This is a genomic window from Mameliella sp. LZ-28 (assembly GCF_012274245.1).
Classification (GTDB): Bacteria; Pseudomonadota; Alphaproteobacteria; order Rhodobacterales; family Rhodobacteraceae; genus Antarctobacter; species Antarctobacter albus.
Map to the genome: position 1 here is coordinate 149,006 of NZ_JAANYX010000034.1, position 22,226 is coordinate 171,231.

Genomic DNA, 22,226 nt, shown 5'->3' on the forward strand with positions numbered 1-22,226 from the left:
GCGTATCCCAATCCGGACGCAACAAGATTGCGAACAACGATTCACGCCACGGAGGCCCCGATGACCGAGACCCAGATGCCGCCCCGCGACAAGCCCTGGTTGATCCGCACCTATGCGGGCCACTCCACGGCACAGGCCTCGAACGCGCTATACCGCAACAATCTTGCCAAGGGGCAGACCGGGCTTTCCGTGGCTTTCGACCTGCCGACGCAGACGGGTTATGACAGCGATCACATTCTGGCCAAGGGCGAAGTGGGCAAGGTGGGCGTGCCGGTCTGCCACCTGGGCGACATGCGCACGCTGTTCGACGAGATCCCGCTGGAACAGATGAACACCTCGATGACGATCAACGCGACGGCACCCTGGCTCCTGTCGCTTTACATCGCGGTGGCCGAGGAACAGGGCGCGGATGTGTCCAAGCTGCAGGGCACGGTGCAGAACGACCTGATCAAGGAATACCTGAGCCGCGGCACCTACATCTGCCCGCCAAAACCCAGCCTGAAGCTGATCGGAGACGTGGCTGAATACTGCTATACCAACGTGCCCAAGTGGAACCCGATGAACGTCTGTTCCTACCACCTGCAAGAGGCGGGGGCGACACCTGAGCAGGAACTGGCCTTTGCGCTGGCCACGGCCACGGCGGTTCTGGACGAGCTGAAGACCCGCGTCCCCGCAGAGGATTTCCCCCGGCTGGTCGGGCGGATCAGCTTTTTCGTGAACGCGGGCATCCGTTTCGTGACCGAGATGTGCAAGATGCGCGCCTTCGTCGACCTCTGGGACGAGATCTGCGCCACGCGCTATGGCGTTGAAGACCCGAAATACCGCCGGTTCCGCTATGGCGTGCAGGTCAACAGCCTTGGCCTGACCGAGCAGCAGCCGGAAAACAACGTCTACCGCATCCTGATCGAGATGCTGGCCGTCACCCTGTCGAAAAAGGCCCGTGCCCGCGCAGTGCAGCTGCCGGCCTGGAACGAGGCGCTTGGCCTGCCCCGCCCCTGGGATCAGCAATGGTCGATGCGGATGCAGCAGATCATGGCCTATGAAACCGACCTGCTGGAGTTCGACGACCTCTTTGACGGCAACCCGGCGGTGGATGCCAAGGTCGAGGCGCTCAAAGAGGGCGCGCGGCACGAGCTGTCCCTGATCGACGGCATGGGCGGCGCCGTCGAGGCGATCGAATACATGAAGGGCCGCCTGGTCGACAGTAACGCCGAACGCCTGAACCGGATCGAGCGCGGCGAGACCACGGTCGTGGGGGTCAACAAGTTCCAGCAGGGCGAACCCAGCCCCCTGATGGACGAGGACGGCGGCATCATGACCGTCGACCCGGCGGTGGAACAGGACCAGATCGGGCGACTCAACGCCTGGCGGGCGGAACGCGACGACACGGCGGTCAAGGCCGCCCTGGTCGACCTGCGCGCGGCGGCGGCCGCGGGCGAGAACGTCATGCCGGCCTCGATCGCCTGCGCCAAGGCGGGTGTCACAACGGGGGAATGGGCGGCGCAGATGCGCAGCGTCTTTGGCGAGTATCGCGGCCCGACAGGCGTGTCGCGGTCGGTGTCGAACAAGACCGAGGGGCTGGACGACCTGCGCGAGGCCGTGGACGCGGTCAGCGACAAGCTGGGCAAGCGGCTGCGCTTCCTTGTGGGCAAGCCGGGACTGGACGGACATTCCAACGGCGCCGAGCAGATCGCCTTTCGCGCCCGCGACTGCGGCATGGAGATCGACTATGAAGGCATCCGCCTGACCCCGGAACAGATCGTCGAGGCCGCCAAGGACGGCGCGCATGTGGTCGGCCTGTCGATCCTGTCGGGCAGCCATATCCCGCTGGTCGAGGACCTGATGACCCGGATGCGCACCGAGGGGCTTGGCCATGTGCCGGTGATCGTCGGCGGGATCATTCCCGACGAGGACGCCCGGCGCCTGAAAGGCATGGGCGTGGCGCAGGTCTATACCCCCAAGGACTTCGAGTTGAACACGATCATGCGCGATATCGTGACCCTGGTCGATCCGGCCTCTGTCGCCGCCGAATAGGCAGATATTCCGAAAATCGGACATGATCCTTTGAAAAGGCCCCGCGCAACTGGCGGGGCCTTTTCCATTTACATCTGTCGCCATATCGCGTCAGGTCTTTGACAGCTTTCGAAATAGGAAGAAAACCGCCGCCCGGCATATCGAAATTTCGTTACGCTACGGCGCGCGCTTGACTCACCATATTTTGACACAAAATAGCAGTTGAAAGCTGTCAAAATCGGGTGGAGAACCCGCCAATCTTGAAAAACGGAGAAATGACATGGATATCGATCTGGAAGCTCTTTCGCGTGATGAACTTCAGCAATTGATTTCCGACGCTCAAAAAGCCCTGAAATCGGTCGATGCGCGCCGCCGCGCAGAGGCGAAACGCGCGGCGGAAAAGGCCGCGAAAGAATTCGGTTTCTCGCTGGACGAGGTTCTGGATGCCGGACCCAAAGGCAGCAAGGGCGCGCCGAAATACGCGAACCCGGCCGATCCCTCGCAAACCTGGACGGGCCGTGGCCGCAAACCCAACTGGGTGATCGCGGCGCTCGAAGAAGGCAAGACGCTCGACGATCTCGCACTTTGAGATGACGATCCATATCGGGGCCGCGCCCGGAGACATCGCGGAAACGGTACTGATGCCGGGAGACCCCCGCCGCGCGAAATGGGCGGCGGAAAACTTTCTGCAAAACGCCACCTGCATAAACGATGTCCGCGGCATGTCGGGATTCACCGGCACATGGCAAGGACACCGGGTCACGATACAAGGATCGGGCATGGGAATGCCCAGCCTGTCGATCTATGCCAATGAACTGATCCGCGACTACGGCGCGAAAACGCTGATCCGCATCGGGTCATGTGGCGGGATGCAGAATCATGTCGGGCTGCGCGATATCGTGATCGCTATGACTTCGACCACGCTTTCGACTCCATCCAGTGGCTTTTTCCGGGAATTGAATTTCGCGCCCTGCGCGGATTTCGGATTGCTGGAACGGGCGGTTGCGGCGGCGCGCGGACATGGAGTCACGACCCATGTCGGCGGGATCTATTCCTCGGACGTGTTCTACGACGAGCGTCAGGACCTGAACGACCAGATGGTGCGCCACGGCATCCTGGCGGTCGAGATGGAGGCGGCGGAACTATACACGGTGGCCGCGCGGTTCGGGGCGCGGGCGTTGGCGGTACTGACGGTCTCGGACCACCTGCCGACGGGCGCGGCCCTGTCGTCGGACGAACGCGAAAGCTCGTTTGGCGAGATGGTGGAAATCGCGCTGGAAGCCGCCTTTGCATGAGGGCTTGGCGGGGGGACCCCGCCCTGCCCGGCGCGGATGACCAAAAGGAAATGCGAGGGGCCAGCCCCTCGCGCTCCCCGAGGTATTTTCAGCCCAAAGAAACAGGCAGCCGGTCAGTCCGTGCCATGTGTGCGGTCATAGCCGTTGACCTGCGGGCTCTGCCAATCGCCCAATGCGCCCGCCGCAGGCGTCAGAACCTCGACCTTGAGCGGGTAACAGGCGGCTGCATCGGAGCTGTGCTCTGACGAGCAGTCCCCGCCCGGGCAGGCGCTGAGCGCGCCCAGGAGGTCGATCTCGGCGAAGAAGGTCAGATGATCGCCGGGGCGGACCGGGCTGGCCTTCATGAAATATTGCCCGGTGTCGCGGGTGAACCCGGTGCACATGAAGACGTTGAGAACGTCGTGGACGTGGCGCTCTGCCTCGTGCAGCGGCAGATCCCGGGCCTCGGCCAGCGCGCGGGTCAGGTTGGAGTGGCAACAGTGGTGGTACTGTGTGCCCGACAACAGGTTGCCGGTGTAGGGATCGCAGCGGGTGCCGATCACGTCATGGACCGAGCCGCCGAATGCGTCGATGCCGTACCAGTCAAGGCTGTCCTCGACCACGGTGGCAAGCGGGCGCAGCGTGGGAAAGCTGGACCAGAGCCGGTCGCCGGTGGTGACATGGGTGCCGTGCAGGGCGCGGGTCTTGCCGGAGTAGAAACGCTCGGTCAGGTCATGGGCGTTCCAGAGGTTCAGGTCCCCGACCTGGGGCCCATCGACCGAACTGATGCGGAAGAAATGCCCGGCAGGAACGGAAAAGCTGCAGGCGTCGCGGGGCGGGGCCAGGGTGGTGTCCGTGACCTCCGCGCCGGACAGTGCGGCGCGGTAGAGCGGAAGGTCAGGCTGCGGCAGGGTTTCCGTGGGATAGCAGATCACCGGGGGGATGGCACGGCGGGCCTGGGCATCGGCGGGGGGCTGGGTCATCATATGGTTCCTTTCGGGGCGGAGTGAAGACGCGGGAAGCCGGATTGGCAAGCGCGTTCAGCCCCGGGGCGGCGCCCGGTCCCTGTGGCAGTCTTTCGGCGGCACGCCCCGCAGGCCCTGCACCTGCGCCCCGCAATGGATGCAGCTCCATGTGCTGCCCTCGGCGCCGCGCCGTTCGCGCCAGCGACAATACCGCGTGGCGCGATTGGAAAAGACCGCGATCAGGACAAAGGCGATGATGAGGCCGACGACGACGAACATGGCCTCCGTGTAACCGCAGGACGGGCGGGCGAAAAGCCCGCCCCTCCCAAGCCGTCTGCCAACGTCGAAGCCCCGCCGGAAAGGTCCGAATAATGCAACGCGCGGCCCGCTGTCTCCCCGACCGGAAAAAATGAGTCCGAGCCGAATTTATGTCTTGATCGACTCGAGCCCCTGCCCCATATGCGCGGCCATAGACGCCAACGCACGCACCTCTGTCGAGGTGGGCAACAGCACCCACGCGGTTACGTAGCGACGGTAACGTCTCCCTTGGAACTGAGCGGTCTGCGCCGGGAAACCGGAATGGCCGGGTCTGATTGGAGATGACCATGAACGCTTTTGCCGCCGGGCTGTCCGCCCGCGATACTCTGTCCCGTGCCGAGCGCCACATCCTCGCACATCGTTTCGACCGTCCGACGCTGGTCCTGGACACCGAAGTGGTCGCCCGTCAGTACGCAGCCCTGGCACAGGGCCTGGGTCGCGCGCGCATCCACTACGCCGTCAAGGCAAACCCGGCGCCGGAAATCCTGTCGACGCTCGTGGCCGCCGGATCGCGTTTCGACGCGGCCAGCCGCCCCGAGATCGAGATGTGCCTTGCCGCCGGTGCAGAGCCGCATGAGATCAGCTTTGGCAACACCGTGAAGCGCCCGGCGGATATCGCCTGGGCCTTTGAGGCGGGCGTCGATCTCTTTGCCGCGGATGCCGAGGAAGAGCTGGTCAAGATCGCGCGCAATGCCCCCGGCGCGCAGGTCTACATCCGCCTTCTCGTCATGGCGACCGAAGCCGACTGGCCGCTGTCGCGGAAGTTCGGCTGCGCACCGGAAATGGCGCTGGACCTGATGGGCCGCGCGGTCATGCTTGGCCTGCGTCCGGTGGGCCTGTCCTTCCACGTCGGGTCGCAGACCCGACGGGCCGCGATGTGGGCGCCAGTCCTCGACGAAGTCGCAAAGGTCTGGCACGCGGCGCAGGAGGCCGGTTTCGAACTGGACCTGCTGAACATCGGCGGCGGCTTCCCGGCCTATTACGGCCAGTCGGTGCAGGGTCCCGAGGCCTATGCGGGTGAGGTCATGAGGCTGGTGCGCGCGCGTTTCGGCGATGTGCCGCGGATCATGGCAGAGCCCGGCCGCGGGTTGGTGGCGGAATGCGGTGCGATTGCCGCCGAGGTGCTGCTGGTGTCGCGCAAGACCGAGAACGACCTGCACCGCTGGGTCTACCTGGACATCGGCAAGTTCTCGGGTCTGGCCGAGACGATGGACGAGGCGATCCGCTACCAGTTCGTGACCGACAAGGATTTCGAGCCGATGGGTTCCTGCATCCTGGCGGGTCCAAGCTGCGACAGCGCAGACGTTCTTTATGAAAGGCAACCGGTGCAACTGCCCGTCGGCCTGGCGGCAGGCGACCGGATCGTGATCCGCAATTGCGGCGCCTATACCTCGACCTATGCGTCGATCGGGTTCAACGGGTTCCCGCCGCTGGACGTGGTGGTGATCTGACACGGCGGGGCACCCCCACCAAAGGTAGGCACTGACGCGCCCGGTCGAAAAGCCGGGCGTTATTGGTGGCTGAACCGCATCCTAAAACGCGAAACGCCCGGCCTGACGGTCGGGCGTTTGGGCATCCGGGTGATGGGGAGGATCCCCGGTCACGCGGGGTCAAGCGGCCAGCGGCAGGTCCTCGTAGACCGGAGCCTTGCTCTCGACACGTTTTTCGGGCGTGAAGTAGGCCCAGGCCTGGTCGAGGGCTTCGAGGGCACGTTGGGCGCTGGTTTTCTGCTGCTCTTGCATCGGGGTTGCCTTTCGGGTTCGACAAATCCCCTCCCTGCCCCGCTACATAGTCGCGGTCGCCGACGATGACCTCAGCCAAGGTCGCAAGGTTGGATTGCGCCCGCTGCAAGGGAAGTTGCGTCAAGCAAGGAAAAACCCCGGCTGCGCGGGCAACCGGGGCAAACTCTTGCGATGGGAGGCGGATCAGACCGCGCGATCGACCATCATCTTCTTGATCTCGGCAATCGCCAGCGCCGGGTTCAACCCCTTGGGGCAGGTCTTGGCGCAGTTCATGATCGTGTGGCAGCGGTACAGCTTGAAGGGGTCTTCGAGCTGGTCCAGGCGCTCGCCGGTGGCCTCGTCGCGGCTGTCGATGATCCAGCGGTAAGCGTGCAGCAGGGCCGCCGGTCCGAGGTAGCGGTCGCCGTTCCACCAGTACGACGGGCAGGAGGTCGAGCAGGACGCGCACATCACGCATTCATACAGCCCGTCGAGCTTCTTGCGGTCCTCGATGGACTGTTTCCACTCTTTCGCCGGGCGGTTGGTTTTGGTTTCCAGCCAGGGCATGATCGAGGCATGCTGTGCGTAGAAATGGGTCAGGTCGGGGATCAGGTCCTTGACCACGGGCATGTGCGGCAGCGGGTAGATCTTCACGTCACCCGAAATCTCATCCAGGCCGTAGATGCAGGCCAGCGTGTTGATCCCGTCGATGTTCATCGCGCAGGACCCGCAGATCCCCTCGCGGCAGGAGCGGCGGAAGGTCAGCGTCGGGTCGACCTCGTTCTTGATCTTGATCAGCGCGTCCAGGACCATCGGGCCGCAGGCGTCCATGTCGAGGAAATAGGTATCGACCTGCGGGTTCTTTCCGTCATCGGGGTTCCAGCGGTAGATCTGGAACTTGCGGACGTTCTTGGCGCCCTCGGGCTTGGGCCAGGTCTTGCCAACACGGATCTTGGAGTTTTTGGGCAGAGTGAACTGTACCATGTCCTTAGGTCCCTTTTTCTGATGTCTGTGCGGTCAGCGCCTTGAGGAAGCTGTGACTGCTCTGGATTGTGAACCGGTCGAAATAGTTGTTTGGTCCAAATTCGGCCAGGGGCACGTCCTTGAGACGGGCCACGGTGTCGTTATAGATCTGGGCCAGCGTGTCATTGTCCGGGTCAAGGCCGCGCACAATCACCAGCCCTGTGGGAAAGGCGTCCACCACGTCGATGGTCAGGTCCAGGCGATGATCGAGAAGGATCTGTAAGACCTTCCAGACATCGCCGGTCCAAGGTTCGCCCGCCCCGGCCACATTGCGGTCGCGCGCTTCCATCTGCGAATTTCCCGGCAGACAATCATGCAGGACAACTGCGCCGCCGGGCGCCACAACGCGCTCGAAATTGATGAAATCCCGAAGCAGGTATTCGAACAGATGCATCCCGTCCAGAAACCCGAGTTGAGGCTGGATGCCGTTGCGATGCAGAAAATCGCCGGCAAAGAAATCGTCAGAGGTCTGTTGAAAGAAGTGTCCGCGCGGTGCCCCAGCCCAGTTGAAATGAGTCAGCAGGAACTGGGGATCGATGGCCACGAATTTTCCGGGGCAAAGCGATAGGCTGGCGCCCCGAAACGTCCCGATCTCGAGATACCAGTCAGGTGTCAGCACCTCGTGCAACGCGGCCAGGACATCATGATAGTGCGGCCCGTCCACCAGCGGAAAGCCCGGTTCGACACGGGCACGCGCCTCTGCCGGCAAACGGTCGCCCAAGCCAGTGGCACGGTGCCCCAAAGGAGTCACCGCGCCAATTGGCTCGATCTTTACCTTGGTCTTCTGTTTCGCTCCGAACAGCTTCATCTCTGGACCGGACCGCATCAGAACGTTCTTGCCTTGGGCGCGATCTTTTTCAGGCTGATGCCGCCTTCGTCCTCGGTGGTCAGCGGATCGACGATGACCGGGCGATAGCTGAGGTCCACCTTGTTGCCTTCGACGCGGGCAACGCTGTGGACGCGCCAGTTTTCGTCGTCACGCTCGGAGAAGTCCTCGTGCGCATGGGCGCCGCGGCTTTCCTTGCGGGCCTCTGCGCCGACGATGGTGGCCAGCGCGTTGGGCATCAGGTTGGTCAGCTCAAGCGTCTCCATCAGGTCCGAGTTCCAGACCAGGCTGCGATCGGTAACCTTGAGGTCGTCCATCTTGGCGGCGATTGCTGTCATAGCCTCGACACCTTCGGCCATCGTCTTGGCGGTACGGAAGACGGCGGCGTCACGCTGCATCGTCTTCTGCATCTCCAGCCGCAGCTCGGCGGTGGGCACCGTGCCGCTGGCGTTGCGGATCCCGTCGAACCGGTCGAAGGCCTTGTCGATCTCGGAGACCGGCGCTGCGGGCACGGCGGTTTCGGGGTTCACGACCTTGCCGGCACGGATCGCGGCGGCGCGGCCAAACACCACGAGGTCGATGAGCGAGTTGGAGCCGAGACGGTTGGCCCCGTGCACCGAGGCACAGCCCGCCTCGCCCACGGCCATGAGGCCCGGCACGACGGCGGTCGGATCATCGGCACTCGGGTTCAGCACCTCGCCCCAGTAGTTCGTCGGGATGCCGCCCATGTTGTAGTGCACGGTGGGCAGGACCGGGATCGGCTCCTTGGTCACATCGACACCGGCAAAGATCTTGGCGGATTCCGAGATCCCCGGCAGGCGCTCTGCCAGCGCCTCGGCGGGCAGGTGGCTGAGGTTGAGGTGGATGTGATCGCCTTCGGCACCCACACCCCGGCCTTCACGGATTTCCATCGTCATCGAGCGGCTGACATAGTCGCGCGGTGCGAGGTCCTTGTAGGTCGGCGCGTAGCGTTCCATGAACCGCTCGCCCTCGGAGTTGGTGAGGTAGCCGCCCTCGCCCCGTGCGCCCTCGGTGATGAGGCAGCCCGAGCCGTAGATGCCGGTCGGGTGGAACTGGACGAATTCCATGTCCTGGAGCGGCAGACCCGCGCGGGCCACCATGCCGCCGCCGTCACCGGTGCAGGTATGGGCCGAGGTGGCCGAGAAGTAGGCACGGCCGTAACCGCCGGTGGCCAGCACGACCATCTTGGCGTTGAAGACGTGGAAGGTGCCATCGTCGAGCTTCCAGCAGAGGACGCCCTTGCACTCGCCATCTTCCATCAGCAGGTCGATGGCGAAATATTCGATGTAGAACTCGGCGTTGTTCTTGAGCGACTGGCCATAGAGCGTGTGCAGGATGGCGTGGCCGGTGCGGTCCGCGGCGGCGCAGGTGCGCTGCACGGGCGGGCCTTCACCGAATTCGGTGGTGTGGCCGCCAAAGGGACGCTGGTAGATCTTGCCCTCTTCGGTGCGGCTGAAGGGCACGCCGTAGTGTTCAAGCTCGTAGACCGCCTTGGGCGCCTCGCGGGCGAGGTATTCCATCGCGTCCGTGTCACCCAGCCAGTCCGATCCCTTGACGGTGTCGTACATGTGCCACTGCCAATTGTCGGGCCCCATGTTCGACAGCGAGGCGGCGATGCCGCCCTGGGCTGCGACGGTGTGCGAGCGGGTCGGGAAAACCTTGGTCACGCAGGCCGTGCGCAGGCCCTGTTCGGCCATGCCGAGCGTGGCGCGCAGACCCGCGCCGCCAGCCCCGACAACCACGACGTCATAATCATGCGTCTCGTATTCGTATGCTGCCATTGGTGTTTACCTGTTCATCTGTGCGGGGGACGGCGATCCGTGTGAGCGCCGTCTCTGGCGATTCGGGGCTGCCGGCGCCTCAGAGCGCGAGGCGCGCGATGGCAAAGAGGCCGACGGCGGCGGCGCCGTAGCTGAGGCAGGTCATGACGAGGATCAGGATCTTTTCCATCGCGCCATGAACGTAGTCCTCGATCAGCACCTGCACACCCATGTTGAAGTGGTGAAAGCCCACCAGGATGGTCAGTGCCGCGATGATCGCCGGGAAGGGACGCGCGAAATAGGCGGTCACCTCTTCGTAGGTGCCCCCAAGCGCGCCGCCGAAGGAAAAGACGAAGAGCGGCACCAGGATAAGCAGCGCGACAGAGCTTTTCTTCATCGCCCAGTGATGCGCTGTGCCGGACTTGGCCGCGCCCCAGCCAACGGCGCGCTTGCGGTCGGTCAGAAATGCCATTTCGGGGGCCTCCTCAGACGACGATGATGGTGAAAAGGGTCAGGACGACAGAGCCGATGATGACGGCCCAGCCCAGCATCTCTGCCTGGTCCATCTGCAGCATCTTGGCCTCGTCCCAGATCAGGTGACGCACGCCGGCCAGCGTGTGATACCAGATGGCCCAGACAGAGCCGAGCATGACGAGGTCGCCGAACCAGGAGGTCAGGACCGCGTTGGCGGTGGCAAAGTAGGCTTCGGAAGTGGCGGCGGCCAGGAACCACCAGACCACCAGCAGCGCGCCAAGCAACAGGGCATTGCCGGTGATGCGCGTGAGGATCGAACTGATCGATGTAAGCTGGGGGCGGTAGACCTGCAGGTGCGGTGAGAGCGGGCGATTGCCCCGGTTCACGTCGGCCATGAATGATGTCCTTTCGGTTCCGTCGCTCTCTGTTTAATGCTTTCAAGGGCCGTGTCACGAGGCCCTGTATGGGATTTCTGCGGTTTTTTGGCGCAATCGGGCGGATTTGCGCAGTTTGTGATCACGCAATCGCGGGCTGTGATCACATATTTGCGCTAACGTGACACGCCTTCCCCTGCCGATTGTTTGGTCGGCTCCCGAAAGAGTTTTTGACGGATTCGGTCGGGATAGTCGGCGCAGACAATGGCGATGACGACAAGGTGCCCGCCAGCACGCGAACAAACTGACCGCCAGTCAAAGACCGCGTACCGGGGAAGAGGGCCCGCCCCGTGTTCGACATGAGAAAGCGGACTGCATCGGCGCGCAAGGCAGGACGGGATGAAGACCCGTCTTGCCCTTGTACGGCCAGTGCAGGTTACTCGGGGAAGCCCAGCCGGTCCAGGGCCATCCGCGCCTGGCGGCGCAGGCCGGGATCTTCCGAGGCAAGTTCTCCGTGGATGGTGCGGACCAGCGCCGACAAGCTGCGGCGCCCGATCAGATCATGCACCACCGCCGGGATGTCCTGACGCGGAATCTCGAGCAGATCATGCGAGGCTTCGGGCAGTTTGAATGACGACATGGACAGGCTCTCCGGATCGGGCGGCACAGCAGCCGCAATGTCGCAAAGCTTTATTCCAGGTGTCACATTTCCTTCCATTGGCCTTTGGTCTGTATGGTCTTTCCCCCCGCCACCGGCGTGACCGGGAGAAGCAGACTCAGACCGGCATCAGCGCCCAGTAATCGAGGTCAAGCAGCACGTCGGGCAGGTATTTGCCATCTGGCCCCTTGAGCTCGAACGGGGCGCCGCCCTTGGTCGCCACCAGACGCAGCCGGATTGCGCCGACACCGGGGGCAGAGGTCTCTGCCTTGTCCAGCACCTCGGACCAGGCCTTGACAGTATTGCCCGCAAGGCAGGGGTTGGCATGGGCGCCGCCGTTCAGGCCTGCGATGACCTGCGCATTGGCCAGACCGTTGAAGGACAATGCCCGCGCCATCGAGATGACGTGCCCGCCATAGATCAGCCGCTGGTCGGGCCGTGCGGTGACGTCGAAATGCACCTTGGAGGTGTTCTGCCACAGGCGCGTGGCCATCATGTGTTCGGCTTCTTCGATGGTGACACCGTCGACGTGGTCGATGGTCTCGCCGATCTCGTAGTCGGACAGCCGGTGCTTTTCACCCGCAAGGGTGAAGTCGTAGCTGGTGAAATCCAGACCTTCGGGGATCACCAGATCCTCTGGTGCGAGGCTGTTCTTGAGGTCGGGGATCACCGCCTCGGGCGCGGGCGCGTCGAGGTTGCGTTTGCGCAGCATGACCCAGCGGGCATATTCCATGACCGTTTCGCCGCGCTGGTTCAGCCCGCGCGAGCGGACGTAGACCACACCGGTGCGCCCGTTCGAGTTCTGCTTGAGGCCGATCACCTCGGACTGCGACCGGATTGTGTCACCCGGCCAGACCGGCTTCAGCCAGCGGCCCTCGGCATAGCCGAGGTTCGCCACGGCGTTCAGCGACACATCCGGGACCGTCTTGCCGAAGACGATGTGGAAAGCGGCCAGATCGTCGATCGGCGCCGCCGGCAGACCGCACGACCGCGCGAATTCATCCGAGGAATAGAGCGCGTGGCGCATCGGGTAGAGCGCGTGATACAGCGCCCGTTCTCCCCCGGACACGGTGCGCGGCACGGCGTGATCGATGACCTCGCCCACGGTGTAGTCTTCGAAGAAGCGGCCCGGATTGGTCTTGGCCATGTGTCAGTGATCTCCCAGCTTGGTGTCAGGGGTATAGGTGCCGTCGACCTCCTTCACGACCGCCTGACCGCAGCGCATGACGCCGTTGGCGGCGTCAAAGGCATAGGTGGGCGCCCCGTGAAGTTCCCAGCCCTTGTTCAGGGCGGCGGTGACCTTGTGGCAAAAGGCCGAGGTGTCGTCCTCGGAGAGAAAGCGATAAAGTTTCATGAGCTTATCCGAAGGGGTTGTAGCCAAGCCACTTGTGGACATAGCCGATCACCATCAGGAGGACGATCGAGGCGACAAGGAAGATCACGTCTTTCTTGATCGGTCCCGGCTTGGACGGCGTCCAGTTCGGCACGGCGCGGTTGATGACGATCATCTCGACGATGGCCCAGACGGCCAAGCCGCCGAAAAGGACAAGGCTGGGCACGTCGCCGTTCACCAGGATGTGTGCAACGGCCCAGAGGAAAAAGCCCGTCAGCATCGGGTGACGCATCCCGGCCAGCAGCTTCCCCTTTTTCGGCGCCGGGCTCATCATGAAGATGGCGACGAGGATCAGCAGGTTGTTGATGCCCACGGTCGCCGGGTGACGGCCCCAAAAGAAGGCACCATCGGCCATTCGATAGCCGAAGATCATCAGGACAACGCTGACAAGCAGTGCCAGCGCGACAAGGCCCTTGCCCTTTTCGCCCATCGGGTCGCGGAGGCCGGGGGCAATCCGCTTGAAGAGATGCGCCGCCCACCAGAGCGCGACACCGAGAATCAATAGAAACATGGCTGGTCTCCCTAGCTGTTCGCCGGGACCCTGCTGTTAATCGGCCAGGGCCGCAATGGCCTCGGCCTTGGCGAGGGTCTTGCGGGCGGTCTCGACATGCAGGTTCTCGACGATCTTGCCATCGACCACGGCAACGCCCTGCCCTGCCTTCTCGGCCTCCTCAAAGGCGTCGATCTGGCGGCGGGCCAGGTCGATTTCCTCTGTGCCGGGGGCAAAGGCGGCATTGGCGATGTCGACCTGGGCGGGGTGGATCAGCGTCTTGCCGTCCATGCCCATGTCGCGACCCTGGGCGCATTCCTCCTGCAGCCCCGCGTCATCCTTGAAGGCATTGTAGACGCCATCGACGATGACCTTGCCATGCGCCTTGGCGGCCAGAACGCAAAGGCCGAGCCCGGTCAGCATCGGCAGACGGTCCGCGCGGAAGCGCGAGTTCAACTCCTTGGCGAGATCGTTGGTGCCCATGACCATGCCCTGCAGGCGGGGATGGGCGGCAATCTCGTTCGCGGCCAACATGCCGGCGGGCGTTTCCATCATCGCCCAGAGCGGCTTGTCCGTCAGCTCTGCCAGGGCGTCCAGCTGGGCAGTGGATTCGACCTTGGGCAAGAGGATGGCGTCGCAGTCCATCGCCGCGGCGGCCTTGGCGTCGGCCTTGCCCCATTCCGTGTCGAACCCGTTGATGCGCACGATGCGGGTACGGTTGCCGTAGGGGCGGGTCAGCGCCTCGGCCAGGATCGCGCGGGCAGCAGGTTTCTCGGCCGGCGCGACAGCATCTTCGAGGTCGAAGATGATGGCGTCGATGGGCATGGCGCGGGCCTTTTCCAGCGCCCGCTCCTTGGAGCCGGGGATGTACAGAACGGAGCGGTAAGGGCGTGCGCGCAGGTCCATCTGAGTCTCCTCGAGAAATAATGTTGCGCGGTAATGCGCATTTTTGGAGGGATTATTCAAGGCCGAAGTCGCCGCATTGCAGCAATTCGGTATATTTTGGTGCACAATGGCGCCGAAAGCGGGGCGGAATCGACGCAACGCACGCTGCGTTAACCTGATTGTAGCGGGTCCGGGTGGACGATCATCCCCATGCCGTCAAAGCGGCAAGGCGCGCCGGGCCACAGGGACGGCACGCCGGGATCGAGGGGACCTACCCTGTGCCGGGCGCGCGGCAAAGCCGCGTCATCATCCGCCCGGCGCGCAGCCGAAAGGTAACACTATGACTGAGAAATACATCAAGCTCGCGATGCTCTCGGCAGGTCTTGTGCTGGGCGCGGCCTCTTACGTCGAGGCGCAGGACCTCCGCCATTGCGCCCCGCGCGACCAGGTGATCGACCGCCTGGCCACGAAGTACGGCGAAACCCGGCAGAGCATGGGCCTGGGCGCCAACAACGCGGTGATGGAGGTCTTTGCCTCGATCGAATCCGGCTCCTGGACGATCACGGTGACGATGGCCAACGGCATCACCTGCCTCGTGGCCAGCGGGCAATCTTTCGAGGAACTGGCCGAGGCGCTGCCGCCCAAGGGGGACGATGCGTGACGCCACGGGGAACCGGGGGCCAGCGGGACGTTCCGGTTCCATGACCGTTCAGGTCAGCGCATCGAAGACCAGCTTTGCCCCGGTCAGGGTCAGCGCGACGTAAGCGATGCCGAAGAACAGGCGTTCGGGCACCATGTGATGCGCCTTGACCCCCAGCCATGTGCCAAGCAGCGCAAAAGGGATCAGGACCAAATCCAGTTTCAGCGTTTCCCAGGTGAAGATGCCCATGCCGGCATAGATGCCGGATTTCGACAGGTTCACCGCCCAGAAGATCAGGACAGTCGTCGACTGGAAGGCGGTCTTGCCCAGTTTTTGCCCTAGCAGGTAAACCGAGGCCGCCGGCCCGCCCGCGTGGCTGACGAAACTGGTGAAGCCAAGCACGACACCCGAGACCAGGCCCACGCCCGGACCGAATTTCGTTTCGCCCAGGCGAACCAACCCCGTGGCCTGCGCCATCTGCCAGGCCACGAACAACAAGGCCACCAGCCCGATCAGCAGGCGGATCGCGTCAGGGTCGGTCCAGGCATAGAAGAGCGCGCCAAGGATGGTGCCGGGGATCGACCCGATCAGCAGCACCCGCGCCGCCGCCCAATCCCACTTGCGCCAATAGGCCGGCAGGCTGGCCACGTCGATCAGCATCAGCAGCGGCAACATCAGCCCCAGCGCGATGCCCGGGTCCAGCACAATCGCCAGAATCGAGGCGCTGGCAAAGGCCACGCCAGAGCCGAAACCGCCCTTGGAAATGCCCGCGAAGATCACCGCCGGGATCGCCACCGCGAAGACGGACGGCGTGAAGAGTTCCATGCTTGCCTCCGCGAAATTTTCCCCGGTGACAGGTTCTTATCGTGCCTTTAGCGCTATCTACAAGGGCTCCGGACCAAGCGCCGCAGCGCAGCACCCTTGCGAAGCGGCGCGTCTGCGCGTACGCAAAGCGCCAAATTCACGCAAGGCGGAGATGAATTCATGGCCAGACCCAAGATTGCCCTGATCGGCGCGGGACAGATCGGTGGCACGCTTGCCCACCTCGCAGCAATGAAGGAACTGGGCGACGTCGTCCTGTTCGACATCGCCGAGGGCACGCCCGAGGGCAAGGCGCTCGATATCGCCGAGTCCGGCCCCTCGGAAGGCTTCGACGCCGCGCTGAAGGGCACGCAGGACTACGCCGACATTGCCGGCGCCGACGTCTGCATCGTGACCGCCGGTGTGCCGCGCAAGCCCGGCATGAGCCGCGACGACCTGCTGGGCATCAACCTCAAGGTCATGAAGTCGGTCGGCGAAGGCATCGCCGAACACGCACCCAACGCCTTTGTGATCTGCATCACCAACCCGCTGGACGCGATGGTCTGGGCTCTGCAGCAGTTCTCGGGCCTGCCCGCGAACAAGGTCTGCGGCATGGCAGGCGTGCTGGATTCGGCCCGCTTCCGCCACTTCCTGAGCCTGGAATTCGGCGTCTCGATGAAGGACGTCACCGCCTTCGTTCTGGGTGGCCACGGCGACACGATGGTGCCCTCGGTCCGCTACTCGACCGTTGCCGGCATCCCCCTGCCCGACCTGATCGACATGGGCTGGACCACCAAGGACAAGCTGGACGCCATCGTGCAGCGCACCCGTGACGGCGGCGCCGAGATCGTCGGCCTGCTGAAGACCGGCTCGGCCTTCTACGCGCCGGCCACTTCGGCCATCGAAATGGCCGAAGCCTATCTCAAGGACCAGAAGCGCGTCCTGCCCTGCGCGGCATACTGCGATGGCGATTTCGGCCTGAACGGCATGTATGTCGGCGTGCCCACCGTGATCGGTGCCGGCGGCATCGAGAAAATCGTCAACATCAAGCTGACCAAGGAAGAGCAGGAAATGTTCGACACCTCGGTCAAGGCCGTCCAGGGCCTGGTCGAGGCCTGCAAGGGCATCGACAGCTCGCTGGCGTAAGCCAGGTCCGAACAGAAAAACCAAACGCCCGGGCCAAGCGCCCGGGCGTTTTGCTTTTGCGGACGGCCCCCTGGACGGTCGCCCGGGGCTGGTAGCGCTCGCTGCGAATCACCTTTCCCATAAGGGCTTGCGAATATGTGATCACAGCTTTCGGGGCTGTGATCACAAATGTCGGAAAACCGGCCCAATCTCGCCGATGCGGCAAAATATCGGTTCTAACCGACCCCGTAGACTGCCTAGGTAGGGAAAATCCGCAGCAACACGGGGACAGACGACCCATGAACATCCACGAATACCAGGCCAAGGCCCTCCTGCGCAGCTACGGGGCGCCTGTCTCGGACGGCCGCGTTGTCCTGAAAGCCGAAGAAGCCAAGACCGCCGCCGGCGCGCTGGACGGTCCGCTCTGGGTCGTCAAGGCACAGATCCACGCAGGCGGCCGCGGCAAGGGCTCCTTCAAGGAGGCCGACGCCGGCGAGAAGGGCGGCGTCCGCCTGGCCAAATCCGTGGAAGAGGCCGAGATGGAGGCCAAGCGGATGCTGGGCCGCACCCTGGTGACCAAGCAGACCGGCGACGCCGGCAAGCAGGTCAACCGTATCTACATCGAGGACGGCTCGGGCATCGAGACCGAGATGTACCTGGCCCTGCTCGTCGACCGCCAGACCAGCCGCGTCTCCTTCGTCGCCTCGACCGAGGGTGGCATGGACATCGAGGAAGTGGCCGAGAGCACCCCGGAAAAGATCCTGTCCTTCTCCGTCGACCCGGCCACCGGCTACCAGGCCTTCCACGGCCGCCGCATCGCCTTCAACCTGGGCCTGACCGGCAAGCAGGTAAAGCAGTGCGTCGCGCTCATGGGCACGCTCTACAAGCTGTTCATCGAGAAGGACATGGAGATGCTGGAGATCAACCCGCTGATCGTGACCGACGCGGGTGATCTGAAATGCCTCGACGCCAAGATGGGTTTTGACGGCAACGCGGTCTACCGCCACGCCGACATCGCCGAACTGCGCGACACCACCGAGGAGGATCCCAAGGAACTGGAAGCCTCCAAGTACGACCTGAACTACATCGCGCTGGACGGCGAGATCGGCTGCATGGTCAACGGCGCGGGCCTTGCGATGGCCACGATGGACATCATCAAGCTGTATGGCGCGGAACCGGCCAACTTCCTCGACGTCGGTGGCGGCGCCACCAAAGAGAAGGTGACCGAGGCGTTCAAGATCATCACCAGCGACCCGAACGTGAAGGGCATCCTGGTCAACATCTTCGGCGGCATCATGCGCTGTGACGTGATCGCCGAGGGCGTGATCGCCGCGGTGAAGGAAGTGGGCCTGCAGGTTCCGCTGGTCGTGCGCCTGGAAGGCACCAACGTCGAGAAGGGCAAGGAGATCATCTCGAACTCCGGCCTCGACGTGATCGCCGCGGATGACCTCAAGGACGGCGCCGAGAAGATCGTGAAAGCGGTCAAGGGCTGATCCTCCGGTCATGGAAACGAAGATCATCAAGACCTCCGGTATCGGCATTCATGTGCTGTTGTTCGGCCTTGTTCTCTTGGCTATCGGCTTGGGCCTTGCCCTGAACATCCTGAGCCTGCGCGGCAGAAGCGACCGGGAGGCCCTGCAGATCGTGGGGCTGGTCTTCATGGTTGTCGGCGCGGTTCCGTTCCTGATGGGACTGCGCCTGCTCCTGGCCGGGCCGAAAGGCCTGCACCTGACGCCCACCGGCTTTCGGGACGCCCGGATGTTTCGCAACGAGATCCCCTGGTCCGCCCTGCAGTCCGTCACCATCGGGAAGTCCAACAACGGGCGCTGGGATGCCGTCCTGCTGCAGGTTTCTCCGGACGCCTACAAGGCAGCCGGGGTGCGGTTCTTCAGCAAGATGGTGACGTCCCGACCGGACGCCGGCATCGGCTACACCAGGAACATGTTGAGCACGTCCCTGGACGACTTCGGCAACGAGGTGCTCGACTACGCGAACAAGGCCCGGCAACGGGCCGCGTGACACTGGCTGCGGGCGGACCACCCGCCCGCAGCCCCCGAACACAAGGCAGCCCCCCCTGCCGAACCTGAGCAAGGAGACCGCCGCAATGGCCGTCCTCTGGAACGTCAAAAGCGCAACCCGGGCATGGGGGATGTCCCCCGGTCCCAATTCGTAGATCCGTCCCCATGTCCCGCCCCGACGCCATCCTTCATATCGGCTTCAACAAATGCGGCTCGACCGCCCTGCAGCAATGGCTGGGCGATCAGGCCTCTGCATTGGCCGACCAGGGCATCTGGTATCGCCGGATGGACCCGCGTGACGACGTCGTCTGCACCAATCCGCAGTTGCAGGTCCTGGCCTGCACGCTGGCCGGTGAGGACGTGCCCGCGCGCCCGATGAATGCCGTTCTGGGCATCACCGATCGCACCAGCCAGGACCGCGTGGCAGAGGACTTTCGCCGCGACTTCGAGGCAAGGGTGGCCAAGGGCGGTTTCGACACCTGGGTCGGATCGAGCGAGGCGCTGGTGGGGCGGAACATGACCCCCGCCGCAACGCAGGCCCTGGCCGACTGGCTGTCATCGCTGTTCGGCCGCGTCCGCTATGTCGCCTATATCCGCCGCCCCGAACCCTGGCTGGTGAGCCTTTATGGCCATCACAAGCGCAGAAGCGGCCAGGACGAGTCGCTGGCGGAATTCGCCAAGCGCGTCGGTCAGGCCCCCTTCGCCCGGCTCCTGGGCATGTGGCAACAGGCCGTGGGCCCCGAGGCACTGGACGTGCGGCTGTTTCGCGAAGACTGGCTGCGCGGCAGTGGCCTGGTCGAGGACTTCGCGAGCGTCCTGGGCCTGCCGAGCGGCGTGATGGAAACGCGCGCCAAGCGGCTCAACACCTCGTTCCGGGACGGGCTGCGCGGGCTGATGCCGCTGACCCGCGCCCCGAAACGGCCCAGCCTTTCCGCCGAGACCCGCAGCGCCATTGCCAACCGCAATGCCGAGACAATGGCCTGGATCGAGGGGCACTGCTTTGCCGACCGGCGCGCCGAGTTCCGGACCTGGGCCGCAGAATAGATCCGATAACAGACACGACACAGAACAAGAGCCTGCCAGCAAGATGACCGAAACCGCCGCACAGAGCCCCTTCGCCCCCCGTTCCGACGGGACCCGGCGCTGTGTCGTGCATATCGGCCTGTCCAAGACGGGCACGACCGCGATCCAATCCGTGCTGCATGCCAACTGGGGCCTGCTCAAGACGCGCGGCCTGTTCTTTCCGAACCTCTACGGCGAGCGCTACGCGCAGATCTCGTTGTCGGCCTATGTGCAGCTCGCCTCGGGCGATGACCTGCCACAATACATTGCGCGCCGCCTGCCACTGGAGACACCGGAAAAACGCGCGGCCTTCGTGCAGGGCTTCCCGGCACGGCTGCACAACGCGATCAACGAGGTCGCCAACCTGCAGGGACCCGGCACAGTGCTGTTGTCCTGCGAGGACCTGTCGCTGAGCGTGCGCACGGATGAACAGTTCCGCATCCTGCGCGAGCTGATCGAACCCCGGTTCGACGAAGTGACCTATCTCGTCTACATCCGCCGCCAGGAAGACCGCATTCTGAGCCGCTATTCCCAGACCCTGCGCGGGGGCGTGTCGCACACGCTGGACGAATTCATGACCAACCCGGCGCTCTACGACACCCGCACGGTGCTGGACCGCTGGGCCGCCCATGTCGGGCGCGACCGCCTGCACGTGCGCCTGTTCGACCGCAGCACCCTGGACGGCGGCGACCTGATGCAGGATTTCTTCGGCCTTTTCGGTGTGAACCCGGCCGAGCTGTCTATCTCGGAGCGCAGCAACGAAGCCTACTGGCCCGAGGCCGTGCCCTTCCTTGTCCGGATGAACCAATTGCTGCCGGAACTTGGGGATCGCCTGCCTGCCGGGTTCCGCGCGCGCCTGGTGCAGGCGCTGGACGGGGCCGCCGCCGGCCGCGAGAAACTGCGCCTGACGCCGGAGCAGGCGCAGGAAATCCGCCGCCGCAACGCCCCGCATGAGAAGGCGATCCTGGAAACCTATTTCCCCGAGCGCGAGACGCTGTTCCCCGAGCGCCCGCTGCCCGCGCCACAGGCGCAGGAGGCGGACGACGAGGCCGATGCCGTCGCCCGTGTCGCCATCGAGGTCCTGCTGGACTGGTGGGACGAGATGACGGTGGCGAAACGCACCGAAGCCGCCGCAAGACAGGAGGTCGACCACATTGAGACCTTCTGACCAGCGGCCCCTTTCATCGCCTGCTTGCAGGCCCAACCCGACGCCGCGCAGCCGCGCTGCTTGATCATCACCCAAAGACAGGAAAGCACATGGCCGTCCTCATCGATGAAAACACCAAAGTGATCTGCCAGGGCCTCACCGGCTCGCAAGGCACCTTCCACACCGAGCAGGCGATTGCCTACGGCACCAAGATGGTCGGCGGCGTGACCCCGGGCAAAGGCGGACAGACGCACCTGGACCTGCCGGTCTTCAACTCGGTCCACGAGGCAAAGCATGTGACCGAGGCCAATGCCTCTGTGATCTATGTCCCGCCGCCCTTCGCCGCGGATTCGATCCTCGAAGCCATCGACGCCGAAATGGAGCTGATCGTCTGCATCACCGAGGGCATCCCGGTGCTGGACATGATGAAGGTCAAGCGCGCGCTGGAAACCTCGCAGTCCGTCCTGATCGGTCCGAACTGCCCCGGTGTCATCACGCCGGACGCCTGCAAGATCGGCATCATGCCGGGCCACATCCACAAGCGCGGCAAGGTCGGCGTCGTGTCGCGTTCCGGCACGCTGACCTACGAGGCGGTCAAGCAGACCACCGACGTGGGCCTGGGCCAGTCGACCTGCGTCGGCATCGGCGGCGACCCGATCAAGGGCACCGAGCATATCGACGTGCTGGAATGGTTCCTGGCCGATGACGAAACCGAGGCGATCATCATGATCGGCGAGATCGGCGGCTCCGCCGAGGAAGAAGCGGCACAGTTCCTGGCCGACGAAAAGAAGAAGGGCCGCTGGAAGCCCACCGCCGGTTTCATCGCCGGCCGCACGGCACCTCCGGGCCGCCGCATGGGCCACGCGGGCGCAATTGTCGCCGGCGGCAAGGGCGGCGCCGAGGACAAGATCGAGGCGATGAACGCCGCCGGCATCGTGGTGGCCGACAGCCCCGCGACGCTGGGCGAGGCCGTGCTGAAGGCCATCGGCTGAACGCGGCGCCGGGCGCCCTGCCCGGCATGACCTGACCCAACGGCCCGGCCCGGAGAGATCCGGACCGGGCGCCACATCAGGAGGCCCCGGGGCAGGCCCGGGGCACGGAGAGGACAGATGGCACGCGGTGTCACGGATCGGCGGAAGAACGGCAGCGCGGCCAGCGCATTGCCGGAGGCTGTCGTACCGACAACCGGTGCTGCCGCCCTGTCGCCGGATTTCCCCCCAGACATGCACCATGCGGCG

The 22,226-nt window shown here is 64.4% G+C and carries 25 protein-coding genes; 11 read left to right on the forward strand and 14 right to left on the reverse strand.

Going from position 1 to position 22,226, the window contains the following annotated elements; all coding sequences use genetic code 11:
- Positions 1 to 60: 60 nt before the first annotated feature.
- The 3 genes from G9Q80_RS20830 (at position 61) to deoD (ending at position 3,308) form a co-directional block, all read left to right on the forward strand.
- Complete coding sequence (locus tag G9Q80_RS20830) at positions 61 to 2,034, forward strand: protein meaA (RefSeq protein WP_088715252.1); 1,974 nt, start codon at positions 61 to 63, stop codon at positions 2,032 to 2,034.
- Between the two features lie 259 nt (positions 2,035 to 2,293).
- On the forward strand, positions 2,294 to 2,602 hold the full coding sequence (locus tag G9Q80_RS20835) for an H-NS histone family protein (RefSeq protein ID WP_043136375.1): 309 nt from the start codon (positions 2,294 to 2,296) through the stop codon (positions 2,600 to 2,602).
- Between the two features lies 1 nt (position 2,603).
- Positions 2,604 to 3,308: a purine-nucleoside phosphorylase gene (gene deoD, locus G9Q80_RS20840; protein WP_088715251.1), complete on the forward strand. Its 705-nt coding sequence runs from the start codon at positions 2,604 to 2,606 to the stop codon at positions 3,306 to 3,308.
- A 113-nt stretch (positions 3,309 to 3,421) separates the two neighbouring features.
- On the opposite strand, the gene G9Q80_RS20845 is transcribed toward deoD, so the two are convergent.
- A complete protein-coding gene (locus tag G9Q80_RS20845) occupies positions 3,422 to 4,270 on the reverse strand; it encodes an urea carboxylase-associated family protein (RefSeq protein ID WP_088715346.1) in 849 nt (282 codons plus the stop codon).
- A 57-nt stretch (positions 4,271 to 4,327) separates the two neighbouring features.
- Positions 4,328 to 4,531, reverse strand: a complete 204-nt coding sequence (locus G9Q80_RS20850) for a hypothetical protein (RefSeq protein ID WP_088715250.1) — start codon at positions 4,529 to 4,531, stop codon at positions 4,328 to 4,330.
- A 326-nt stretch (positions 4,532 to 4,857) separates the two neighbouring features.
- Here G9Q80_RS20850 and G9Q80_RS20855 point away from each other — a divergent pair, with 326 nt between their 5' ends.
- Positions 4,858 to 6,021: a type III PLP-dependent enzyme gene (locus G9Q80_RS20855; RefSeq protein ID WP_088715345.1), complete on the forward strand. Its 1,164-nt coding sequence runs from the start codon at positions 4,858 to 4,860 to the stop codon at positions 6,019 to 6,021.
- Positions 6,022 to 6,180: 159 nt separating this feature from the next.
- Here G9Q80_RS20855 and G9Q80_RS28505 read toward each other — a convergent pair whose 3' ends face one another.
- From G9Q80_RS28505 to G9Q80_RS20905, 11 genes are all read right to left on the reverse strand, one after another.
- The gene (locus G9Q80_RS28505) at positions 6,181 to 6,312 is read right to left on the reverse strand and encodes a hypothetical protein (protein WP_261394597.1); all 132 of its coding nucleotides are present in this window, start codon (positions 6,310 to 6,312) and stop codon (positions 6,181 to 6,183) included.
- A gap of 183 nt (positions 6,313 to 6,495) precedes the next feature.
- Complete coding sequence (locus G9Q80_RS20860) at positions 6,496 to 7,275, reverse strand: succinate dehydrogenase iron-sulfur subunit (protein WP_088715249.1); 780 nt, start codon at positions 7,273 to 7,275, stop codon at positions 6,496 to 6,498.
- A 4-nt stretch (positions 7,276 to 7,279) separates the two neighbouring features.
- The gene (locus tag G9Q80_RS20865; protein ID WP_088715248.1) at positions 7,280 to 8,140 is read right to left on the reverse strand and encodes a class I SAM-dependent methyltransferase; all 861 of its coding nucleotides are present in this window, start codon (positions 8,138 to 8,140) and stop codon (positions 7,280 to 7,282) included.
- Complete coding sequence (sdhA, locus tag G9Q80_RS20870; protein WP_088715247.1) at positions 8,140 to 9,942, reverse strand: succinate dehydrogenase flavoprotein subunit; 1,803 nt, start codon at positions 9,940 to 9,942, stop codon at positions 8,140 to 8,142. Before sdhA ends, G9Q80_RS20865 begins: the two co-directional genes overlap by 1 nt.
- Before the next feature lie 79 nt (positions 9,943 to 10,021).
- Positions 10,022 to 10,393, reverse strand: a complete 372-nt coding sequence (sdhD, locus tag G9Q80_RS20875; RefSeq protein WP_088715246.1) for a succinate dehydrogenase, hydrophobic membrane anchor protein — start codon at positions 10,391 to 10,393, stop codon at positions 10,022 to 10,024.
- A 13-nt stretch (positions 10,394 to 10,406) separates the two neighbouring features.
- The gene (gene sdhC / locus G9Q80_RS20880; protein ID WP_043136362.1) at positions 10,407 to 10,790 is read right to left on the reverse strand and encodes a succinate dehydrogenase, cytochrome b556 subunit; all 384 of its coding nucleotides are present in this window, start codon (positions 10,788 to 10,790) and stop codon (positions 10,407 to 10,409) included.
- Between the two features lie 415 nt (positions 10,791 to 11,205).
- The gene (locus G9Q80_RS20885; RefSeq protein WP_043136359.1) at positions 11,206 to 11,409 is read right to left on the reverse strand and encodes a hypothetical protein; all 204 of its coding nucleotides are present in this window, start codon (positions 11,407 to 11,409) and stop codon (positions 11,206 to 11,208) included.
- A gap of 136 nt (positions 11,410 to 11,545) precedes the next feature.
- Positions 11,546 to 12,574 carry a MaoC family dehydratase gene (locus G9Q80_RS20890; RefSeq protein ID WP_043136355.1) on the reverse strand — a complete coding sequence of 343 codons (1,029 nt, stop codon included), beginning with the start codon at positions 12,572 to 12,574 and terminating at the stop codon, positions 11,546 to 11,548.
- 3 nt (positions 12,575 to 12,577) lie between these two features.
- Complete coding sequence (locus G9Q80_RS20895) at positions 12,578 to 12,781, reverse strand: DUF1737 domain-containing protein (protein WP_043136354.1); 204 nt, start codon at positions 12,779 to 12,781, stop codon at positions 12,578 to 12,580.
- Positions 12,782 to 12,785: 4 nt separating this feature from the next.
- Positions 12,786 to 13,331 carry an NnrU family protein gene (locus G9Q80_RS20900; RefSeq protein WP_088715245.1) on the reverse strand — a complete coding sequence of 182 codons (546 nt, stop codon included), beginning with the start codon at positions 13,329 to 13,331 and terminating at the stop codon, positions 12,786 to 12,788.
- A gap of 36 nt (positions 13,332 to 13,367) precedes the next feature.
- Entirely contained in the window at positions 13,368 to 14,216 is an 849-nt protein-coding gene (locus G9Q80_RS20905) for an HpcH/HpaI aldolase/citrate lyase family protein (protein ID WP_074621172.1), read from the reverse strand.
- A gap of 346 nt (positions 14,217 to 14,562) precedes the next feature.
- On the opposite strand from G9Q80_RS20905, the gene G9Q80_RS20910 reads away from it, so the two are divergent.
- Positions 14,563 to 14,856: a hypothetical protein gene (locus G9Q80_RS20910; RefSeq protein ID WP_088669745.1), complete on the forward strand. Its 294-nt coding sequence runs from the start codon at positions 14,563 to 14,565 to the stop codon at positions 14,854 to 14,856.
- Positions 14,857 to 14,904: 48 nt separating this feature from the next.
- On the opposite strand, the gene G9Q80_RS20915 is transcribed toward G9Q80_RS20910, so the two are convergent.
- On the reverse strand, positions 14,905 to 15,660 hold the full coding sequence (locus G9Q80_RS20915; protein WP_043136347.1) for a sulfite exporter TauE/SafE family protein: 756 nt from the start codon (positions 15,658 to 15,660) through the stop codon (positions 14,905 to 14,907).
- A 159-nt stretch (positions 15,661 to 15,819) separates the two neighbouring features.
- Here G9Q80_RS20915 and mdh point away from each other — a divergent pair, with 159 nt between their 5' ends.
- The 6 genes from mdh (at position 15,820) to sucD (ending at position 21,980) form a co-directional block, all read left to right on the forward strand.
- Positions 15,820 to 16,782 carry a malate dehydrogenase gene (gene mdh, locus G9Q80_RS20920; RefSeq protein ID WP_043136345.1) on the forward strand — a complete coding sequence of 321 codons (963 nt, stop codon included), beginning with the start codon at positions 15,820 to 15,822 and terminating at the stop codon, positions 16,780 to 16,782.
- Positions 16,783 to 17,060: 278 nt separating this feature from the next.
- Positions 17,061 to 18,254 carry an ADP-forming succinate--CoA ligase subunit beta gene (gene sucC, locus G9Q80_RS20925; RefSeq protein WP_069209191.1) on the forward strand — a complete coding sequence of 398 codons (1,194 nt, stop codon included), beginning with the start codon at positions 17,061 to 17,063 and terminating at the stop codon, positions 18,252 to 18,254.
- A gap of 10 nt (positions 18,255 to 18,264) precedes the next feature.
- Complete coding sequence (locus G9Q80_RS20930; protein ID WP_043136342.1) at positions 18,265 to 18,780, forward strand: hypothetical protein; 516 nt, start codon at positions 18,265 to 18,267, stop codon at positions 18,778 to 18,780.
- Positions 18,781 to 18,944: 164 nt separating this feature from the next.
- Positions 18,945 to 19,823: a hypothetical protein gene (locus G9Q80_RS20935; RefSeq protein ID WP_088715244.1), complete on the forward strand. Its 879-nt coding sequence runs from the start codon at positions 18,945 to 18,947 to the stop codon at positions 19,821 to 19,823.
- Positions 19,824 to 19,866: 43 nt separating this feature from the next.
- Positions 19,867 to 21,009: a hypothetical protein gene (locus G9Q80_RS20940; RefSeq protein WP_088715243.1), complete on the forward strand. Its 1,143-nt coding sequence runs from the start codon at positions 19,867 to 19,869 to the stop codon at positions 21,007 to 21,009.
- Positions 21,010 to 21,098: 89 nt separating this feature from the next.
- The gene (sucD, locus tag G9Q80_RS20945) at positions 21,099 to 21,980 is read left to right on the forward strand and encodes a succinate--CoA ligase subunit alpha (protein WP_043136337.1); all 882 of its coding nucleotides are present in this window, start codon (positions 21,099 to 21,101) and stop codon (positions 21,978 to 21,980) included.
- Positions 21,981 to 22,226 lie beyond the last annotated feature (246 nt).

Excerpts from the sequence above, each read along its gene's own strand:
- G9Q80_RS28505 (WP_261394597.1), bottom strand. The coding sequence starts at position 6,312 with ATGCAAGAGCAGCAGAAAACCAGCGCCCAACGTGCCCTCGAAGCCCTC.
- sdhA (WP_088715247.1), bottom strand. The coding sequence starts at position 9,942 with ATGGCAGCATACGAATACGAGACGCATGATTATGACGTCGTGGTTGTC.
- sucC (WP_069209191.1), top strand. The coding sequence starts at position 17,061 with ATGAACATCCACGAATACCAGGCCAAGGCCCTCCTGCGCAGCTACGGG.
- sdhC (WP_043136362.1), bottom strand. The coding sequence starts at position 10,790 with ATGGCCGACGTGAACCGGGGCAATCGCCCGCTCTCACCGCACCTGCAG.
- G9Q80_RS20865 (WP_088715248.1), bottom strand. The coding sequence starts at position 8,140 with ATGCGGTCCGGTCCAGAGATGAAGCTGTTCGGAGCGAAACAGAAGACC.
- G9Q80_RS20905 (WP_074621172.1), bottom strand. The coding sequence starts at position 14,216 with ATGGACCTGCGCGCACGCCCTTACCGCTCCGTTCTGTACATCCCCGGC.
- G9Q80_RS20850 (WP_088715250.1), bottom strand. The coding sequence starts at position 4,531 with ATGTTCGTCGTCGTCGGCCTCATCATCGCCTTTGTCCTGATCGCGGTC.
- G9Q80_RS20885 (WP_043136359.1), bottom strand. The coding sequence starts at position 11,409 with ATGTCGTCATTCAAACTGCCCGAAGCCTCGCATGATCTGCTCGAGATT.
- G9Q80_RS20855 (WP_088715345.1), top strand. The coding sequence starts at position 4,858 with ATGAACGCTTTTGCCGCCGGGCTGTCCGCCCGCGATACTCTGTCCCGT.
- G9Q80_RS20900 (WP_088715245.1), bottom strand. The coding sequence starts at position 13,331 with ATGTTTCTATTGATTCTCGGTGTCGCGCTCTGGTGGGCGGCGCATCTC.
- G9Q80_RS20930 (WP_043136342.1), top strand. The coding sequence starts at position 18,265 with ATGGAAACGAAGATCATCAAGACCTCCGGTATCGGCATTCATGTGCTG.
- G9Q80_RS20910 (WP_088669745.1), top strand. The coding sequence starts at position 14,563 with ATGCTCTCGGCAGGTCTTGTGCTGGGCGCGGCCTCTTACGTCGAGGCG.
- G9Q80_RS20830 (WP_088715252.1), top strand. The coding sequence starts at position 61 with ATGACCGAGACCCAGATGCCGCCCCGCGACAAGCCCTGGTTGATCCGC.
- G9Q80_RS20915 (WP_043136347.1), bottom strand. The coding sequence starts at position 15,660 with ATGGAACTCTTCACGCCGTCCGTCTTCGCGGTGGCGATCCCGGCGGTG.
- G9Q80_RS20935 (WP_088715244.1), top strand. The coding sequence starts at position 18,945 with ATGTCCCGCCCCGACGCCATCCTTCATATCGGCTTCAACAAATGCGGC.
- G9Q80_RS20890 (WP_043136355.1), bottom strand. The coding sequence starts at position 12,574 with ATGGCCAAGACCAATCCGGGCCGCTTCTTCGAAGACTACACCGTGGGC.
- mdh (WP_043136345.1), top strand. The coding sequence starts at position 15,820 with ATGGCCAGACCCAAGATTGCCCTGATCGGCGCGGGACAGATCGGTGGC.
- G9Q80_RS20835 (WP_043136375.1), top strand. The coding sequence starts at position 2,294 with ATGGATATCGATCTGGAAGCTCTTTCGCGTGATGAACTTCAGCAATTG.
- G9Q80_RS20860 (WP_088715249.1), bottom strand. The coding sequence starts at position 7,275 with ATGGTACAGTTCACTCTGCCCAAAAACTCCAAGATCCGTGTTGGCAAG.
- sucD (WP_043136337.1), top strand. The coding sequence starts at position 21,099 with ATGGCCGTCCTCATCGATGAAAACACCAAAGTGATCTGCCAGGGCCTC.
- deoD (WP_088715251.1), top strand. The coding sequence starts at position 2,604 with ATGACGATCCATATCGGGGCCGCGCCCGGAGACATCGCGGAAACGGTA.
- sdhD (WP_088715246.1), bottom strand. The coding sequence starts at position 10,393 with ATGGCATTTCTGACCGACCGCAAGCGCGCCGTTGGCTGGGGCGCGGCC.
- G9Q80_RS20895 (WP_043136354.1), bottom strand. The coding sequence starts at position 12,781 with ATGAAACTTTATCGCTTTCTCTCCGAGGACGACACCTCGGCCTTTTGC.
- G9Q80_RS20940 (WP_088715243.1), top strand. The coding sequence starts at position 19,867 with ATGACCGAAACCGCCGCACAGAGCCCCTTCGCCCCCCGTTCCGACGGG.
- G9Q80_RS20845 (WP_088715346.1), bottom strand. The coding sequence starts at position 4,270 with ATGACCCAGCCCCCCGCCGATGCCCAGGCCCGCCGTGCCATCCCCCCG.